The organism is Geomonas anaerohicana (assembly GCF_016458305.1).
Classification (GTDB): domain Bacteria; phylum Desulfobacterota; class Desulfuromonadia; order Geobacterales; family Geobacteraceae; genus Geomonas; species Geomonas anaerohicana.
Window position 1 is genome coordinate 1 of the sequence record NZ_JAEMHL010000013.1, and the last position, 16,501, is coordinate 16,501.

The following is a 16,501-nucleotide window of genomic DNA, read 5'->3' on the forward strand; positions in this document are numbered from 1 at the left end:
CGGGAGATCCGGATCGGCGATAAAAAAGTGTCACCCATGTCTCCGAACGACTGTCACCCTTGACTCCGGTCTATACACCCTTTAACAAGGGGGGAACGTCAGGCCCAGTGCAGCGCTTCGGGGCGACGGAAACCTGGCTTCCCGCAATTGGCGGGTGAACCTTTGCCATGGGTAAACGTTAGTTCACCTGCAACACTTGGTAGCGCTTCGTGGCTTATCTGCCGCTGCCCCTCGCCCTTTGGGAGAGGGGCAGGGGTGAGGGTATGCCCCCCTGGTACTGCGGCACGGCGGCCCCCTGTTGACATTTAGTTTCCGCTATGAAATAGTCCGGGCTATGAAAATCATAGCCGACATGCACACTCACACCCTCGCTTCGGGGCACGCTTACTCCACCATCAACGAACTGGCCAATGCGGCCGCACAGGCGGGACTGCGAGGACTAGGCATCACCGACCACGGCCCGGGACTCCCGGGCGGGCCGCATCGCTACCACTTCTGCGCCATGCGCTTCGTTCCTCCCACCATCGCCGGGGTCAGGATCTTCCGCGGCATCGAGGCCAATATCCTCGATCACACCGGCAGGTTAGACCTGGAACAGGACGTCCTTGAGACACTGGATTACGTCATGGCTGGCTTCCACGAGGACTGCGGCATATGCGGCCAGGACCGGGACCGCAACACGAAGACGCTGCTCACCGTGATGGAGAACCCGCTGGTTAAATGCATCTCCCATCCCGGGAACCCCATCTTCCCGCTCCACTACGAAGAGGTGGTCATGGGTGCGCTGGCTACCGATACCGCACTGGAGCTGAACAATTCCTCGCTGGCCGCGGTGAGCCGCAAGGGGAGCAACGAGAACTGCGCCGAGATCGCACGCCTGTGCGCCAGGATCGGCGCGCGGGTGATGATCGGGAGCGACGCGCATATCTGCCAGGGCGTGGGGGTATTCGACCAGGCGCTGCAATTGGCGGCGGAGGCGGGTATCGCGGAAGGGCAGGTGGTGAATGCTTCGTGGGAGAGGTTGTTGGAGTTTATCGGCGCTTGCGAGTAGGGCTATAGATGGGAAGTATGGGAATGATGGGAGGACTGGGAAACCACCTCACTCTTCCTGATCAGCACATTGCTGAAAATGAAAGGGGCGCCGGTTACGGCGCCCCTTTAATTATTTATACGGCGCGCTTGCCGGACATGGAGTAGGCGAGGACAGCAAGGCCGGCGAAGAGAAGCGGAATACCGGCCATGGCGGTGGGTGTCAAATGCTCCCGCAGGAACAGGATCCCCAATAAGGCGGCGACCAGCGGCTCGGCAAGGGAAAGGGTGACCGCCGAGGCGACCGGCACGCTGCGCAGTCCCATGGCGAAAAGCCAATAGGAGAGCGCGGTAATGACGACGCCGAGGTACAGCACGACCATGGTGCCGCGCGGCGTGGCCACCCAGGTGATATCGGTCAGGAACAGGACCGGCAGGAGCAGGAACGCGCCCAGGCAGAAGACGACGGCCATGACGGCCTCGGAGGTCCGGCCGGGAAGGAGCACCTTGATGGCCATGGTGTAGCAGGCATAGGAAGTACCCGCGCCGAGAGCGAGCAGGACGCCCACAACATCGATGGCGACACCTCCGCCGCCGGTCACCAGCAGGCTGCAGCCGGCGAGGGCAAGCACGGTGGCGATGCCCCAGGCACGTCCCGGGCGTTCACCCCGGACGATGAACCCTAGGACGCCGGCAATGACGGGGGAACTGCCGATGGCAACCAGCGTGCCGACGGCTACACCGGTTCGATGCACCGCGGTGAAAAAGGTAAGTTGGTAGATGGCAACGAAACCGCCCGCCGCCAGGGTGCCCCAGAAAGGCCAGCGCCCTTTGCCAAGGCCACCCCTCAGGAGGGCAAGGACCATGAGGGCCGCGCCGCCTACGATGAGACGAAAGGCGCCGACGCTCATGGGGCTGACGCCGGCAGGGGAGAGGGCCTGGGCGGTCCCGGAGGATCCCCAAAGGGTGGCGGCGGCAAGTACCAGCAGGGCGCCGCCAGCGGCATTTTTGGTTGCCGGGGCGGCGGCGGTGGATTCGGATGCAGTGGTCATGGTCGGGCTTTCCCGTAGAACCAGTCGGACTCTGACGTGTCGGACTGGTGGGACTGGTCGGACCGGTCTGACTGGTGAAGCGCGATTCAACGCCTGTCTTAGCTGTGCTCGCGGGTGGCGTGGAAGCTTAAGTCCTTCCAGTTGTCCATGGTGTTGTCAAGGCGCCACTGGCTCCCGGCCAGGTAGGCCAGGTTGCCTTCGCCGTCCAGGTAGAGACTCATCGCTTCTTTCTTCTGGAACTCGTCCAGCTTCTTTCTGTCGCCGGTAACCCAGCGGGCGGTGACGTAGGAGACAGGCTCGTAGGCGGCCTTGACGCCGTACTCGTGCTCCAGGCGGTGCATGACCACGTCGAACTGCAGCATGCCGACCGCACCGACGATCCAGTCGGCCCCCATCAGCGGGCGGAAGACCTGGGTAGTCCCTTCCTCGGCCAGTTGCACCAGGCCCTTCTCCAGCGATTTCGACTTGAGCGGGTTGAGGATGCGCACCTTGCGGAAGTGCTCGGGAGCAAAATTGGGGATGCCGGTATATTTAAGATCTTCGCCCTGGGTAAAGGTGTCGCCGATCTTGATGGTGCCGTGATTGTGGATGCCGATGATGTCGCCGGCGTAGGCCTCGTCGACGTTGGTGCGGTCCTGGGCCATGAAGATGGTGGCGTTGGAGATCTGCATCTCGCGGCCGAGCCTCAGGTGCTTCACCTTCATGCCGCGCACGAACTTGCCGGAGCAGATGCGGAAGAAGGCGATCCGGTCGCGGTGCGCGGGGTCCATGTTCGCCTGGATCTTAAAGGTGAAGCCGGTGAAGGGCTCCTCGTAAGGATCAACGGTGCGGCTGGTGGTCTCGCGCGGCAGCGGCGACGGGGCGTTCTCCACGAAGGAGTCCAGCAGCTGCTGCACACCGAAGGTGTTGATGGCGGAACCGAAAAAGACCGGGGTCTGCTTGCCGGCAAGATAGGCCTCGGCGTCGAAGGGATGTGCCGCCCCTTCCAGGAGTTCGACGTCGTTGCGCAGTTCCTCGACCTGGCTCCCCAGGAGTTCGTCCAAGAGGGGATCGTCCAGCCCTTTGACGGTGACAACCTGCCCTACCCCGCGATCGGCCTCGGGATCGTAGAAGGTGATCTCCTTGGTGTAGAGGTGGTAGGTGCCGCGGAAACGCTTGCCCATGCCGATAGGCCAGGTCATCGGGGCACACTGGATGTTGAGGGTGCTCTCGATGTCGTCCAGAAGGTCGAGCGGCTCACGCCCCTCGCGGTCCAGCTTGTTGATGAAGGTCATGATCGGCGTGTGACGCAGCCGGCAGACCTCGAGGAGCTTCTTGGTCTGGCTCTCAACACCCTTCACCGAGTCGATAACCATCAAAACAGAGTCAACTGCAGTTAAGGTTCTGTAGGTATCTTCCGAAAAGTCATTATGACCCGGGGTATCGAGGAGGTTGATCTCGAAATCACGGTACGTGAACTTCATGACGGAGGAGGTGACCGAGATGCCACGCTGCTTCTCCATCTCCATCCAGTCGCTGGTGGCGTGCCGCGCCGACTTCCGGGCGCGCACCTCGCCCGCCTGCTGAATGGCGCCGCCGAAGAGCAGCAGCTTCTCGGTTATGGTAGTCTTACCTGCGTCAGGATGGCTGATGATGGCGAAGGTGCGACGCTTCTCTATTTCCTGTTCGTTGAACCGCATCAACTGGAACTCCCGTTAAAATTATCTGGACAAAAGAAAGGCGAAGAGGGTATCTTCGCCGGATCTGATAACGAAGTATAATTGCACAGCAACCCCCTAAAGGGCAATAATTTTTTTCCGGTGGGCCGTCCATGAACGACATCTATCAGCGCCTCCAAGTTGTCGGCGAAACACAGGACCAGACCGAGATCATCGCGACCCTGGCTGCAATAAAGGCAGGGACGCTGAAGAACGACCTCAGACTGCTCAATTTCTACCGCGAGGTCCCGGTCAGCTACGGCGCTGAAGTGCTCACCGTGGAGGAACACGACGCCGAGCTGCAGGTGAACCAGATCCAGGCCGTGGTGATCGCCCATGAAAAGCTGACGGTCCTGAAAAGCAGCCACTTCCGTCGTGATGTGGCGGCGACGGTGACCTACGTCAACGTGGAGAAATCGCGGGTGGTGCTGTCCAACCTGAGCTACGCCCTGGTGCGTGCCGACCGGCGCATGTCGGTACGGGTCCAGCTCGGCTCCACCATCGATGCCTCCTTCGCCGCGCCGGAACTGGACGCGGTACACGGTCGCCTGCACGACATGTCCCTCACCGGCATGTCCATCAACGTCGCGCGGGACCCGGGCCTGCCGGTAAGCCAGCAGGGTGAACTCGTAATCAGTCTCCCCTCCGGATCCATCACGGTCGCGGCGTCGCTGCTGAAGGTCTTCACCCTCGAGGGCGGATTCCGGCTGGTGTTTGAAATCGAGCCCTCCCGCGCCGCGGAGCTGAGCATTTCGCAGTACATCTTCCAGCGCCAGGTGGAGATCATCAAGGAACTGAAGGACCACCCGGGCGTAATCAGCTAGCCCATGCTTTTTGACAGCCACTGTCACCTGGATGACCCGCAGCTTTTGCCCCACCTGGACACGCTGCTCCGGGAAGCCGAGGCGGCCGGCATCACCTCCTTCCTGGTCCCCGGGGTGCATCCCTCCGGCTGGCAGCAGATTCATTCTCTCTCCACAGACACCCGCATCCTCCCCGCTTACGGCGTACATCCCATGCACGCCGACCTGGTCACCCCCTCGACGATCTCCGCCTTGAAAAGTTACGCGGCAACAGCCTGCGCCATAGGCGAGATCGGGCTCGACTACCTGCTCCCTTCCCCTTCCCGGGAACTGCAGCGGCAGGCCTTCGCGGCACAGTTGCAAGTAGCGCGGGAGACGGGACTGCCGGTGCTGCTCCATTGCAGGAAGGCTTTCGATGACCTGCTCGCCATACTCCGGGACAACGAGGTCGGGCATATCGGAGGGGTGATGCACTCTTTTTCGGGGAGCGTCGAGACGGCAGAGATCTGCCTAAAGCTCGGGCTGCACATCTCGCTCTCCGGAACGGTCACCTACGCCAATGCGCGCCGGCCGGTCGAGGTGGCCCGGGCAGTCCCGCTGGAGTGGCTGCTGCTGGAGACCGACGCACCCGATATCGCACCGGAGCCCTTCAGGGGCAGCGTCAACGTTCCGGCTCACCTGCTGACCACGGCGCGACGGGTAGCCGAAATCAGGGGGATCCCGCTCGACGAGCTCGCCCGCCGCAGCTACGACAATGCCATCCGACTCTTCAAACTCGACCTGCCCCCAGTTCCCCGCCCGCTGCATTAGACTGTTTTCATTGCTATTTCAGTCATTTGACCTCCTTTCCGGCTTCGATATACTCTTTGCCAGGCAATTCCCATTGAAACCGTTACGGAGGTGCAGCCATGTTCAAGGAGTACACACTGCAGGAAGCACTCAAACTGGCCATCAAGACCGAGAAGGAGAGCATGGACTTCTACCGTCGGGCGGGGTCGGTGAGCAAGGATGAGAGATCGAAGAAGGTGTTCGACCTGCTGGCCAACGAGGAGGCGGGTCATCTGCGGGCCTTTTTCGACCACTACCGCGGCGGTGACCTGGGGGACGTCGACAGCTACCTGGCTTCGCCGCCGGACAAGCAGTCGGCCACCCATCTCGCGCTGGAGCAGGCCATCGCAGCCGAGAGCCACGAGCAGAAGGCGCTGGAGATCGCCCTGAAGGAGGAGAAGGCCTGTATCGACTTCTACACCATACTGGTGAAGGACGTGGTGGACCCGCTGGTGCGCCGCGTGTTCGAGACGGTGATCAGGGAGACCCAGGGGCACTACGACATGATCGAGGACGAGTACATGCGCGTCATGACCATGGTGCACAGCTCGGATCAGAACATCTATGTGAGGGAATAAGGGAAGAGAAGGCGCCCGAAGGGCGCCGGTCCATTGGGCAGGGGCACCGGCCGAGGGAGCGCTAGGCAAGGGCACCGGCCGAGGGAGCGGCTTTCTGTGGACCCGGTGGACCCGGTGGACAAAAAAGTGGACGCGGTGGACGCTGCATGAACGGCGACACCACAATGTAAAAAGCCTCCGCACCTTTTGGTGCGGAGGCTTTTGCTTTTGCCTGTTGCTCAACCTCAACCTGCCTCTATGCCAGGTACTGGGCGTAGTAACTCTTGACCTTGGCCAGGTAGCTGCGGGTCTCACGGGGGAGGGTGTCGGTCCCGTGACGGTCGACGTTGCCGGGACCCCAGTTGTAGGCGGCCAAGGCCTCGTCGACGTTGCCGTTGTAGCGGCGCAGCATGTCCTTCAAAAACCTGGTGCCGGCCATGATGTTCTGCTCGGGATCAAAGGAATCGGTGACGCCTAGCCCACGCGCGGTGGCGGGCATCAACTGCATCAACCCCTGAGCCCCGGCGGAACTGACGGCACGGGGGTTGAAATTGCTCTCGGCCTTGATGACGGCCCGGATCAACCCGCTGTCCACGCCGTAACGCTGGCTGGCCCGCTGGATAATGGCATCGGTACTGCCGTCGTCGGCGACTCCCGGAACCACGGGCAACTGGCCGGCCTGGAAATGCGACTGCTGGGCCTGGAAGGCGGCCTCGGGTCCCTGGTCGGCTGCAGCTTCGCGGGTCTCGGCCACCGCACTGCCGCCGGAGGGAAGCTGCTCGAGAAACCGGTTCAACAAACCCTGCACGTTGACGTTGGGGCTCGAGGTGGACGGGGCCGGCGCGGCTGCATCACCGCCCAGGGCCAGGGCGGAACTCAGCATCTTCAGCCTGAGCGCCTCGGCTGCAGCCTGCGGCGTCACCTGGATGCGCGCTCCGCCTCTGTCCAGCATCTCCTGAAACGGTACTGCAGGCACACCGGAAGCGGCTGCGGGCTTCTTGGCCCCTTCTACCCCCCCCGGAGCCGTGGTTATCGGATTGATCGACATATTGTCCCCTCTTACGGGGAAATCGGAGTCTCCCCGTAAACCAGTTTCTTCTTCTTCAACTTCTCGATCAGCGTGGTGCGCTTCAGGTTCAGAAGCTCGGCGGCCTCTTTCTTGTTGCCGCCGCTCTTCTCCAGGGCCTGCATGATCAGCCGGTTCTCGAATTCCTCGACCGCGCTGTTCAGGCAGAAGCCGTCGTCGGGCAGGTTGATCATGTGCTCGCCGTGCACGACCGGCATGCTGCGGCCGCCGCGGTACTTCTCGGGAAGGTCGTGGATGTTGATCACGCCCGCCCCCTTGATGATGACCAGGCGCTCGACCAGGTTCTCCAACTCGCGCACGTTGCCGGGCCAGTCGTAGCTCCCCAGGGTCTCCAGGACCTGCTTGTCAAAACCCTGAACCTTGCGCTGCTTGCTCCGGTTGAACTTCTCCAGGAAGCTGTTCAACAAAAGCGGGATGTCCGCGCCGCGCTCGCGCAGCGGCGGAAGCATGATCGGGATCACGGAGAGCCGGTAGTAGAGGTCCTCGCGGAACTCCTTCGACGCCACCATCCCGTCCAGGTTCTGGTTGGTCGCGGCGATGATCCTGACGTCGACCTTCTTAGAGCGGGTGGAGCCCACCGGCTCCAGCTCCCGGCTCTGCAGCACGCGCAGCAGCTTCACCTGCAGGTTCGCCTTCATGTCCCCGATCTCATCCAGGAACAGGGTCCCCTTGTCGGCCATCTCGAAGCGGCCCACGCGGGTGGCGACGGCACCGGTGAAGGAGCCCTTGACGTGGCCGAACAGTTCGCTCTCCAAAAGCTCGTCGGGAATGGCGGCGCAGTTAAGGGCCACGAAGTTCTTGTCGGAGCGGTTGGAGAGATCGTGAATGGCGCGCGCCACCAGTTCCTTGCCGGTCCCGGACTCGCCCTGGATCAGCACGGTGGAATCGGAGGTGGCCACCTTCTCGATCATCTCGAAAAGCGAAAGCATCTTTTCGCTTTCCCCGATGATGTTGTTCAAGAGCGCCCTGTTCTTTATGCAAGGCTTGGACCGGAAACTCTTGCTCTGCAGCGCCTGGTGCTCCAGGCCGCGCTTGACGTGGGTTTCCAGCTCTTCGAGGTTGAAAGGCTTTTCCAGATAGAAGAACGCCCCCGCCTTGAGGAGATTGGCTGTCATCTCGTTGTTGGCGAAGGCGCTGTAGGCTATGGTGACTATCTCCGGGCGGAGCGACTTGAGCTGCCGGATGAACTCCAGACCGTTCACCCGCGGCATCATGATATCGGTGATGACCATCTGCACGTCGTGCATCTCGATCTTCTGCAGGGCGTCCTGCCCGTCGAAGGCCTGGTAGACCTGGTACCCTTTGTAGCTCAGGAAGGCGGCCACAAAGTCCCGCGTCTTCTTGTCATCATCTGCGATCAGTATTTTCGGCGTTTCCATCGTTTCCCCGATTTCGGTTAAAGTTGCTGAGATTTAAGCCGATACAAAAACGGTCAACGTCCGAAACTATAGCGAGTTCTTGCTGCAATGTCAATTAAATGACTTGGGCTAAATATGAAGCCTGTCAATTTTTTGCCCGGCACCCGGAAAGACCTGTCAAATCGGGGGCTCCGGCCGCCCTGGGCGGGCTTCGGCGCCGCTGGCAGCGATCTTGCGTTAGAGGAAAAAAATATTCAACCTTTGTCATACCCGGCCGATTAGGGTTCAGTAGGGCTGGCACCATCTGTCGGCCCCGATTACACCGTAGAGGGAGGGTCCATGGAGACCGCACTCACCAAGGTAAAGAGCGAAGAGTTCGGAGGGGAGCTGATCCAGCTGGTAAGCTTCAACCTCGAAAAAGAAGAGTACGGCATCAACGTCCTGATGGTGCGCGAGATCATCCGGATGCTCAACATCACCCGGGTGCCCAACACCCCCCACTACGTCGAGGGGGTCATCAACCTGCGCGGCAAGGTCATTCCGATCATCAACCTGCGCAAGAAGTTCGACCTGATGGACACCGAGTACGACAAGCGCACCCGCATCATGGTGATGGAAGTGGTGGGCGAGCTGATGGGATTCATCGTGGACGAGGTCTCCGAGGTGATCCGCATCTCCGAGAAGGAGATCCAGCCGCCTCCCCCGGTCGTCTCCAGCGGCATCGAACAGGAGTGCATGGCCGGCGTCATCAACCAGGCGGAGCGCCTGCTGGTGCTGCTCGACCTGGAGAAGATGTTCACCGCCGACGAAAGAAGACTGTTCAGCAACGTAGCGTAAGGCACCAACAGGGGGAAACGCTCCCCCTTTCCGGAGCACAACATGGCCATAGACTGCGAAGATCAGGAGCTATTGGACGGCTTTCTAGCCGAGACCACCGAGCTCCTGGAAAAACTTGACGACGACCTGATCTCTCTCGAGAAGAGCCCGGAAGACGCCGACCTCATGAACCGGATCTTCCGGTCCATCCACACGGTCAAGGGGGCGTCCAGCTTCCTTGGGTTCGACATGCTCGTCAAGGTCACGCACAAGACCGAGGACGTCCTGAACCGGCTGAGGAAGCTGGAACTGACGCTCACCTCCGAGATCATGGACGTGATCCTGGAGGCGGTCGACCTCGTGAAGACCCTGGTGGCCGACATCAAGGGTGGCGACATCATCGAGAGGGACCTGGAGGGGACCATAGCCAAGCTGATCCCCTTCCTCTCCGAGAACGCGGTGGAAGCGACCGTGCTCGCCCCCGTATTCGCCCCCAAGGAGGAGAAGGCGGCCCCTGCCGACACGCAGGCTCCGGCGGCCGAGCCCGAACCGGCCGCCGAAGCACAGGCCGAGCCGGCGGCAGCGCAGGAGCCCAAGGCGGAGGCCAAGGCCGAGCCGGCTCCCTCCCAGCAGGTGGCGCCCGCGCCGCAGCCCAAGCCCCAACCGGTCAAGGAGCCCCAGAAGGCGCCTGCCAAGGGTGGCGGCGAGGATCTCGCCGACAACTCCACGGTCAGGGTGGACGTGAAGCGCCTGGACGACCTGATGAACCAGGTGGGCGAACTGGTGCTGGAGCGCAACCGCATGATCCAGCTGCACAGCGACTACCAGACCGGGCTCAACCCCGCCGAGTTCGGCGACGACTTCGGCAAGCTCTCCAAACGGCTCAATTTCGTCACCTCGGAACTGCAGATGCAGGTCCTCAAGATGCGCATGCTCCCGGTGGAGAAGGTCTTCAAGAAGTTCCCGCGCATCGTGCGCAACCTGGCGCGCGACCTGGGCAAGGAAGTCGACCTGGTCATCTACGGCGAGGAGACCGAACTGGACCGCTCCGTCGTGGACGAGATCGGCGATCCGTTGATCCACCTGATCAGGAACGCGCTGGACCACGGCCTGGAGACCCCGGAGCAGCGTCTGGCCGCCGGCAAGGACCGCACCGGCACAGTGGTCCTCTCCGCCGCCCACGAGGGGAACCAGATCGTCATCAGCATCAAGGACAACGGTCGAGGCATCGACCCGGACAAGATCGCCAAGAAGGCTCTCGACAAGGGGCTGGTGACCGACGAGCAGGTCGCCGCCATGGGAACCCGCGAAATCCTCGACCTGATCTTCCTCCCGGGCTTCTCCACCAAGGAGCAGACCACCGACCTCTCCGGGCGCGGCGTCGGCATGGACGTGGTGCGCACCAACATCCGGAAGCTGAACGGCATCATCGAGATCAAGAACGAGGTGGGGCACGGCAGCGAATTCATCCTGAAACTGCCGCTCACGCTGGCCATAATCCAGTCGCTCCTGGTCGAGGTCGAGAAGGAGGTCTACTCGATCCCGCTCGCCTCGGTCATCGAGACCATGCGAGTCAGCAAGAAGGAATTCCACATGATCGGCGGTCAGGAGGTGCTGAAGCTCAGGGACTCGGTGCTCCCGCTGCTGAGGCTGCAGCAGACCTTCGGGTGCCACGAGGTCTACACCGACCGGGACACCTGCTACGTGGTCATCGTGGGGGTCGCTGAAAAGAGGATCGGCCTGATCGTCACCAGGCTGTTGGGGCAACAGGAGGTTGCCATCAAGTCGCTGGGCAAGTTCCTGTCCAATCTCCCGGGAATCGGTGGCTCGACCATCATGGGAGACGGCAGGGTCGCGTTAATTGTGGATCCGATCGGACTGGTCGGTGGGGCAGCCTGAGGGGACGATAATGGCATTAGACATGAAACCATTTGACGCTAAAAGCGCCCCGAAGATTTCCGACAAGGATTTCGAGCAGCTTCGGGACTACATATACAACGTCTGCGGCATCTACTTCCACAGCAGCAAGAAGTACTTCCTGGAGAGCAGGCTGGCGCGCAGGATGGAAGGGACCGGTTGCAAGACCCATGCGGACTACTACCAGTTCGTGCGCAGCCCGGCCACCGGCAGAAACGAGCTCACCAAGCTCCTGGACGAGATCACCACCAACGAGACCTGCTTCTTCAGGAACATGCCCCAGTTGAACGCGCTGGAGAACAAGTTCCTCCCGGAGATCATCGGCACCAAGGGGAAGATCGGGTTCAAGAAGCTGCGCATCTGGAGCGCCGGGTCCTCGTCCGGTGAGGAGGCCTACACCATGGCCATGATCCTCCTCGAGAAGCGGGCCACGCTCTTGAAGGACTGGATCATCGAGATCGTGGGGACCGACATCAACGAGACCGTGCTGGCCCAGGCGCGCGAGGGGGTCTACAACAGCTACTCGGTGCGCAACACGCCGGACTACTACCTGAAGAAGTATTTCAAGGAGGAAAGCCCGGGTCGGTTCGTGCTCTCCCCCGAGGTCAAGAAGCTGGCCACCTTCAACCAGTTGAACCTCTACGACGACAACAAGATGCTCTTCATGAAGAGCTTCGATTTCATCTTCTGCGCCAACGTGCTCATCTACTTCGACACCACCTCGAAAAGCAAGGTAGTGCAGCACTTCTACAACAACCTGCAGCCGTATGGCTACTTCTTCGTGGGGCAGTCCGAGTCGCTGCACGGGGTGAACGACAAATTCAAGACCGTACACTTCCCGGGCGGGTTCACCTACAACAAGTGAGGATGATGCAATGGAAAAAGCAGCCATGATGCAGACTGCCCAGGAGATGGTCGAGAGCTTCGTGGACCTCCCCACCATCCCGCACGTGGCCACCCGGGTGATCGAGCTTCTGGACCGTCCCGGCGTCGAGCTGGACGAGGTCGCCGACATGATCCTGGCCGACCAGGTTCTGGCGGCCCGGGTCATCAAGATGGTCAACTCGCCGCTGTACAAGCCGGCGAACGAGATAAAGTCCGTGAAACGGGCCCTGATCTACCTGGGCTTCCGCCACATCCGCGAGCTGGCCTTCACCTGCTCCTTCGTCGACGTGTTCGAGGGACGTGACGGCATCTTCGACGTCAGGAGCTTCTGGGAGCACTCCTTCGGCGTCGGCGTGGTTTCCAAGATCATCGCCCAGCGGGTGCGCTACCCGGATACCGAGAAGGCCTACCTGGTCGGCATCGTGCACGACATCGGCGAGGTGTTCCTCTCCTACTACCGCCAGGATGCATTCCGCGCCCTGCTCGAGTCGGTGAAGGGTCAGCCCTTCCGGCTGGTGGAAAAAGAGGCGGAGTACCTGGGGACCTCGCACAGCGAGATCGGCCTGTGCATCGCCAAGAAATGGAACTTCCCCGCCGATTACTGCGAGGTGATCGGGCTGCACCACGCCCCGGAGCAGGCCGTCCTCGACCCGACCCTGTGCGCCATCGTCAACCTGGCCGACCTGTTCTGCTCGGTGCGCCAGCTCGACTACGGCGGCAACTCCTGGGTTTCCTTCAACCTGGCCGAAGAGAAGGCATGGGCCATTCTGAAGTCGTACGCGCCCAACCTCGCCGACCTCGACGTCGAGCGCTTCTGCTACGAGCTGGACGACCGCGTCCCCGAGATCCAGGACATGGTCAAATCGATCTTCCAAGGCATAGGAGCCAAAGAAACGTCATGATCCCTGCAACTTCGAGCAAATTGAAGGTACTGATCGTCGACGACTCCTCCTTCATGAGAATGGCGATTCGCGGCATCCTCACCAAGGCCCCGGGCGTGGAGATCGTCGGTATCGCGGCCGACGGTATGGAAGGGGTGGAAAAGGCCCTGGCCCTGAAGCCGGACCTGATCACCATGGACGTGGAGATGCCGCGCATGGACGGCATCGCCGCGCTGAAGCAGATCATGGCCAAGCAGCCCACCCGGGTGCTCATGGTTTCCACCCTGACCTGCGAAGGGGCGCGGGCCACCTTCGAGGCTCTGGAATCCGGTGCCATCGACTACGTCCCCAAAAACGTCAGCGACTGCAAGGACGCCCAGGCCATGTTCCAGAAGGCGCTCCTCGAGAAGGTACGCGAGGCCTCCGTCTCTGCCATCCCCAGGCGTGCCGGCATCGGCCTGGTACAGCGCGTGGCGCCGCCGGTACAGGTGCGCCCGTCGCAGTTCGCCAACCGCCGCGTCGGCTGCGTCGGCATCGGCGCCTCCACCGGTGGGCCGGTCGCGCTCCAGGAGGTCATCTCCCGCATCCCGGTAAATTTCCCGCACGGCATCGTCGTGGCCATCCACATGCCCAAGGCCTTCACCGGGCCCTACGCGGAAAGGCTCAACGCCAAGTGTTCGTTGTCGATCAGGGAGGCGGTTGACGGCGACATCGTCAAGGGAGGCCAGGTGCTGATCGCTCCCGGAGGGATGCACACCAGCCTGGTCAAGCAGGGGAACAACATGGTGGTGCGGACTTCGCCCACCAGCGAGTTCCCGCAGTACATCTACATCCCTTCGGTGGACCAGATGATCACTTCCATGGCCGACGCCAGTAACGGCGCCATGCTGGGCGTGATCCTGACCGGGATGGGAAACGACGGGTTCAAGGGGATGAAGCACCTGAAGGAAAAAGGCGGGCTGACCCTGGTGCAGAATGAGGCGACCTCCACCATCTACGGCATGCCCCGGGCCTGCATCGACGGCAAGGTGGCCGACGTGGTGCTCCCGCTGGAGCAGATCGGTTTCGAGATCGGCAAGATAGGTTAACGACCGGCTCCTGGTCCGTCAGCGTTGCGCGCGGATCAGGAGTCCCCCTTCACTCTCCTCCACACTGCAGCGCGAGAACCCCTGACGTTTCAATCTGAACAAGACCACGGACGCCGCCAGCGGCCGGCACTGCGGCACGAACAGCCGCACCTCACCCTTGCTGTCCAGGTAGAGTCCCATTCCCCTGCCTATATCTTCAGGCTCGCAGGGCCTCACCTCGCCCGGCTGTGTCGGCTGCGGCGCGCCGCCACGGGGTGGCAGAACCGTGCGCCAGATGAGCTCCAGGGTTCTCAACGTTCTTTTCATGCTCTCGCCTCGCCTTTCCCGGCGCCTGCCGAGGTATTTCCCACACCCTCGGCCGGCAACGGCTGTGGATTCTTCCCGTCCGGCCTCACGTTGACCCGGCTCCCCAGGTAGACCCCGGCGACCACCAGCATGCCGCCCACAAGCTGCGGCAGCACCACCCTTTCCCCGAGAAAGAGCGCGGCCTGCAGCGCCCCGAAGAACGGCACCAGGTTGACGAAGACGGCGGCCCGCGACGCACCGATCCGCCCAACGCCCTGGTACCACCAGACGAATCCCACCACCGTTCCGAGCAGTGCCAGTTGCAGAATGGCGAGCCATCCAACCAGGGTGAAGGAAGGCATGGGCCCGCCGATGACGGCGTGCTCCACCAGCGCCGCCGGGACCAGGAGCATGGTCCCGAACAGGGCGGCGTAGGCGGTGGCGGCCAGCGGCGTGAACCGGGACAGCGCCTTCTTGCCCAGGATGGAGTAGAGCGCCCAGCAGAGCGGCGCTCCCAGCATGATCAGGTCTCCCTTGTTGAACGCAAAGCCGGCGAGGACCGCCCATGAGCCTTTGGAGATGACGACGGAGACACCAAGGAGCGAGACCAGCAGGCCGAGGCCCTGCGTCAGCGTGACCCGCTCCCTGAGCCAAAGCGCCGACAGTACCGCCGTGATGAGGGGATTGATGGCGACGATGAGCGCACCGCTGGTGGCAGTGGTCAGCTTGAGGCCGGTGAAGAAGACAGCGTTGTAGCAGAAGATGCCGGTAACGCCCAGGCTGAAGAGGAGAGCGAACTCCCGCACACTTTTGGGCACCGGGAAGGGTTTCCCCTCTTTGGCTGCGTACCAGGCGGTGAGCGCGACCAGGCAGATTCCAGCTATGGAGAAGCGGCTGCTGGCCGAAAAGAAAGGAGGCGCCTCTTTTACCGCCAGACGCGCCGCGACGAAGGTGCCGCCCCAGAAAAAGGTGGTCAGCACCAGCTTCAGATATACCGATTTCAGATTGCCACTCATGCTGCAAGCACCTCGCCGAGGCCTACGCGACGCAGCGCTGCACCTCTACCCAAACTTCTTTCCCTGCTCACTTCCCCTCCAACCGCGGTCCTTCAGAACCAGCGGATCACTTCATGTTCCATGTCGATCTGGTAGCGGTACTTGCGCAGGAAATCCATCCCGAGCAGGCCGTCGTGCATCCCGGAGCTGCCGCTGTAGGAGATCAGTTCGACCTCCATCGGGCCCCGGGCACAGGGGCCGACGGTCACGGCATCGACGCGGACGATTTTGGAACGCACCACCCGGCCGTCGGCCAGTTCCGCCTGCGCATTCGCGGCAGAGCGTAAATCAATGGGGAGCCTGTTGGCAACACTTTCGTGCAGTGCGGTCCTGGTGGCGCCAGTGTCGAGGATCAGTTCCAGCCTGACCGCCTGGCCGCCATGCTTCACGGTCACCGGGACCAGCACCTGGTTGTCCACCACGCGCACCTTGGTGACGACATCGCCCGCAGGAGCCGCGGCCAGGATCGGTGCCGGCCGCTCCTGGCGCTGCGAGAGCTGTCCCCCCCTCCCCCCCTGTTCCCCCTCCCCATCTGGATCCGCCGGTGCCGGCACGGCGCCCTGGGGCTGCAGTTGCCCCTTGGGCTCGGCCTCTTCCGCGATCTGCTGCGCCTGGGCAAGCTGTGCCTGCTCGCTGGAACCATAGGGCCAAAGCAGGTAGAACATCAGGCCTGCCACCGCTAAAAATCCGGCCAGCCCTGCAGCGGTTCGTGTCGGCGATGCCTGTCCGGTACTCCGAGGCTGGCGCAAGGCCAGCTCCCTGGCATAACCGGCCAGCTTCCTGCCGATCAGGGCATCCGGGCAGACGTCGGCAAGCTTGGCGACTGCGGCCCCGGCACGTCCGTCCCCTTCCTTGATCAGGGGGATGGCGATGGAACTGACCAGGTCCATGACCATATCCTGCAGACGGCCATAGCCCTGCACCCCTTCCGCCCGCCCAAGAGCCGGGAAGACGATGCGCTCCACGTCGCTGAGTGCTGCGATCAGCAGCTCGTGCCTGGTAGAGGCATCGGTGCTCTCCCGCAGCTCAAGCGCGACCCTTTCCTTTATTCCCCTGCACAGATGCTCGAGATCCATATCGATCCCCCACGGCAGCACGAGTCGCGATGCATGGCAGCTGTCCGGCGACGACAGGAAATTCTAGCGTACTATGGGCACCACGTC

The 16,501-nt window shown here is 62.2% G+C and carries 16 protein-coding genes; 9 read left to right on the forward strand and 7 right to left on the reverse strand.

All coding sequences use genetic code 11. The annotated features are described in order from the left end of the window. Positions 1-334: 334 nt before the first annotated feature. Positions 335-1,051, forward strand: a complete 717-nt coding sequence (locus tag JFN91_RS18610) for a phosphatase (RefSeq protein WP_199390654.1) — start codon at positions 335-337, stop codon at positions 1,049-1,051. A 115-nt stretch (positions 1,052-1,166) separates the two neighbouring features. On the opposite strand, the gene JFN91_RS18615 is transcribed toward JFN91_RS18610, so the two are convergent. Together JFN91_RS18615 and JFN91_RS18620 are read right to left on the reverse strand one after the other, a co-directional pair. Then, the gene (locus tag JFN91_RS18615) at positions 1,167-2,081 is read right to left on the reverse strand and encodes an EamA family transporter (protein WP_199390655.1); all 915 of its coding nucleotides are present in this window, start codon (positions 2,079-2,081) and stop codon (positions 1,167-1,169) included. Between the two features lie 98 nt (positions 2,082-2,179). Then, positions 2,180-3,760: a peptide chain release factor 3 gene (locus tag JFN91_RS18620; protein WP_407932187.1), complete on the reverse strand. Its 1,581-nt coding sequence runs from the start codon at positions 3,758-3,760 to the stop codon at positions 2,180-2,182. Positions 3,761-3,891: 131 nt separating this feature from the next. On the opposite strand from JFN91_RS18620, the gene JFN91_RS18625 reads away from it, so the two are divergent. From JFN91_RS18625 to JFN91_RS18635, 3 genes are all read left to right on the forward strand, one after another. Continuing rightward, positions 3,892-4,602 (forward strand): PilZ domain-containing protein, encoded by a 711-nt coding sequence (locus tag JFN91_RS18625; RefSeq protein ID WP_199390657.1) that lies wholly within the window; start codon positions 3,892-3,894, stop codon positions 4,600-4,602. Positions 4,603-4,605: 3 nt separating this feature from the next. Then, positions 4,606-5,391, forward strand: coding sequence for a TatD family hydrolase (locus JFN91_RS18630; RefSeq protein ID WP_199390658.1), 786 nt, complete (start codon positions 4,606-4,608; stop codon positions 5,389-5,391). Between the two features lie 98 nt (positions 5,392-5,489). After that, a complete protein-coding gene (locus JFN91_RS18635; protein WP_199390659.1) occupies positions 5,490-5,987 on the forward strand; it encodes a ferritin-like domain-containing protein in 498 nt (165 codons plus the stop codon). A 235-nt stretch (positions 5,988-6,222) separates the two neighbouring features. Here JFN91_RS18635 and JFN91_RS18640 read toward each other — a convergent pair whose 3' ends face one another. Together JFN91_RS18640 and JFN91_RS18645 are read right to left on the reverse strand one after the other, a co-directional pair. Beyond that, entirely contained in the window at positions 6,223-7,014 is a 792-nt protein-coding gene (locus JFN91_RS18640; RefSeq protein ID WP_199390660.1) for a lytic transglycosylase domain-containing protein, read from the reverse strand. An 11-nt stretch (positions 7,015-7,025) separates the two neighbouring features. Next, positions 7,026-8,432 (reverse strand): sigma-54-dependent transcriptional regulator, encoded by a 1,407-nt coding sequence (locus JFN91_RS18645; RefSeq protein ID WP_199390661.1) that lies wholly within the window; start codon positions 8,430-8,432, stop codon positions 7,026-7,028. Positions 8,433-8,750: 318 nt separating this feature from the next. Here JFN91_RS18645 and JFN91_RS18650 point away from each other — a divergent pair, with 318 nt between their 5' ends. Genes JFN91_RS18650 through JFN91_RS18670 form a run of 5 tightly spaced genes read left to right on the forward strand, consistent with a single transcriptional unit; the run spans position 8,751 to position 13,998 of the window. Then, positions 8,751-9,248, forward strand: a complete 498-nt coding sequence (locus tag JFN91_RS18650; RefSeq protein WP_199390662.1) for a chemotaxis protein CheW — start codon at positions 8,751-8,753, stop codon at positions 9,246-9,248. A 42-nt stretch (positions 9,249-9,290) separates the two neighbouring features. Then, the gene (locus JFN91_RS18655) at positions 9,291-11,126 is read left to right on the forward strand and encodes a chemotaxis protein CheA (RefSeq protein ID WP_199390663.1); all 1,836 of its coding nucleotides are present in this window, start codon (positions 9,291-9,293) and stop codon (positions 11,124-11,126) included. 10 nt (positions 11,127-11,136) lie between these two features. Beyond that, entirely contained in the window at positions 11,137-12,009 is an 873-nt protein-coding gene (locus JFN91_RS18660; protein ID WP_199390664.1) for a CheR family methyltransferase, read from the forward strand. A 10-nt stretch (positions 12,010-12,019) separates the two neighbouring features. Next, positions 12,020-12,931 carry an HDOD domain-containing protein gene (locus JFN91_RS18665; protein WP_199390665.1) on the forward strand — a complete coding sequence of 304 codons (912 nt, stop codon included), beginning with the start codon at positions 12,020-12,022 and terminating at the stop codon, positions 12,929-12,931. After that, entirely contained in the window at positions 12,928-13,998 is a 1,071-nt protein-coding gene (locus JFN91_RS18670) for a protein-glutamate methylesterase/protein-glutamine glutaminase (protein WP_199390666.1), read from the forward strand. The genes JFN91_RS18665 and JFN91_RS18670 overlap by 4 nt, the downstream gene beginning before the upstream one ends. Positions 13,999-14,016: 18 nt before the next feature. Here JFN91_RS18670 and JFN91_RS18675 read toward each other — a convergent pair whose 3' ends face one another. From JFN91_RS18675 to JFN91_RS18685, 3 genes are all read right to left on the reverse strand, one after another. Next, positions 14,017-14,304 carry a hypothetical protein gene (locus tag JFN91_RS18675; RefSeq protein WP_199390667.1) on the reverse strand — a complete coding sequence of 96 codons (288 nt, stop codon included), beginning with the start codon at positions 14,302-14,304 and terminating at the stop codon, positions 14,017-14,019. Continuing rightward, positions 14,301-15,299, reverse strand: coding sequence for a DMT family transporter (locus tag JFN91_RS18680; RefSeq protein ID WP_199390668.1), 999 nt, complete (start codon positions 15,297-15,299; stop codon positions 14,301-14,303). Before JFN91_RS18680 ends, JFN91_RS18675 begins: the two co-directional genes overlap by 4 nt. A 92-nt stretch (positions 15,300-15,391) precedes the next feature. Further along, the gene (locus JFN91_RS18685) at positions 15,392-16,414 is read right to left on the reverse strand and encodes a retropepsin-like aspartic protease family protein (RefSeq protein ID WP_199390669.1); all 1,023 of its coding nucleotides are present in this window, start codon (positions 16,412-16,414) and stop codon (positions 15,392-15,394) included. Between the last annotated feature and the right edge of the window lie 87 nt (positions 16,415-16,501).

What these genes read in the sequence shown, in the direction of transcription:
- JFN91_RS18610 (WP_199390654.1), top strand. Translation starts at nt 335, where the DNA reads ATGAAAATCATAGCCGACATGCACACTCACACCCTCGCTTCGGGGCAC.
- JFN91_RS18615 (WP_199390655.1), bottom strand. Translation starts at nt 2,081, where the DNA reads ATGACCACTGCATCCGAATCCACCGCCGCCGCCCCGGCAACCAAAAAT.
- JFN91_RS18620 (WP_407932187.1), bottom strand. Translation starts at nt 3,760, where the DNA reads ATGCGGTTCAACGAACAGGAAATAGAGAAGCGTCGCACCTTCGCCATC.
- JFN91_RS18625 (WP_199390657.1), top strand. Translation starts at nt 3,892, where the DNA reads ATGAACGACATCTATCAGCGCCTCCAAGTTGTCGGCGAAACACAGGAC.
- JFN91_RS18630 (WP_199390658.1), top strand. Translation starts at nt 4,606, where the DNA reads ATGCTTTTTGACAGCCACTGTCACCTGGATGACCCGCAGCTTTTGCCC.
- JFN91_RS18635 (WP_199390659.1), top strand. Translation starts at nt 5,490, where the DNA reads ATGTTCAAGGAGTACACACTGCAGGAAGCACTCAAACTGGCCATCAAG.
- JFN91_RS18640 (WP_199390660.1), bottom strand. Translation starts at nt 7,014, where the DNA reads ATGTCGATCAATCCGATAACCACGGCTCCGGGGGGGGTAGAAGGGGCC.
- JFN91_RS18645 (WP_199390661.1), bottom strand. Translation starts at nt 8,432, where the DNA reads ATGGAAACGCCGAAAATACTGATCGCAGATGATGACAAGAAGACGCGG.
- JFN91_RS18650 (WP_199390662.1), top strand. Translation starts at nt 8,751, where the DNA reads ATGGAGACCGCACTCACCAAGGTAAAGAGCGAAGAGTTCGGAGGGGAG.
- JFN91_RS18655 (WP_199390663.1), top strand. Translation starts at nt 9,291, where the DNA reads ATGGCCATAGACTGCGAAGATCAGGAGCTATTGGACGGCTTTCTAGCC.
- JFN91_RS18660 (WP_199390664.1), top strand. Translation starts at nt 11,137, where the DNA reads ATGGCATTAGACATGAAACCATTTGACGCTAAAAGCGCCCCGAAGATT.
- JFN91_RS18665 (WP_199390665.1), top strand. Translation starts at nt 12,020, where the DNA reads ATGGAAAAAGCAGCCATGATGCAGACTGCCCAGGAGATGGTCGAGAGC.
- JFN91_RS18670 (WP_199390666.1), top strand. Translation starts at nt 12,928, where the DNA reads ATGATCCCTGCAACTTCGAGCAAATTGAAGGTACTGATCGTCGACGAC.
- JFN91_RS18675 (WP_199390667.1), bottom strand. Translation starts at nt 14,304, where the DNA reads ATGAAAAGAACGTTGAGAACCCTGGAGCTCATCTGGCGCACGGTTCTG.
- JFN91_RS18680 (WP_199390668.1), bottom strand. Translation starts at nt 15,299, where the DNA reads ATGAGTGGCAATCTGAAATCGGTATATCTGAAGCTGGTGCTGACCACC.
- JFN91_RS18685 (WP_199390669.1), bottom strand. Translation starts at nt 16,414, where the DNA reads ATGGATCTCGAGCATCTGTGCAGGGGAATAAAGGAAAGGGTCGCGCTT.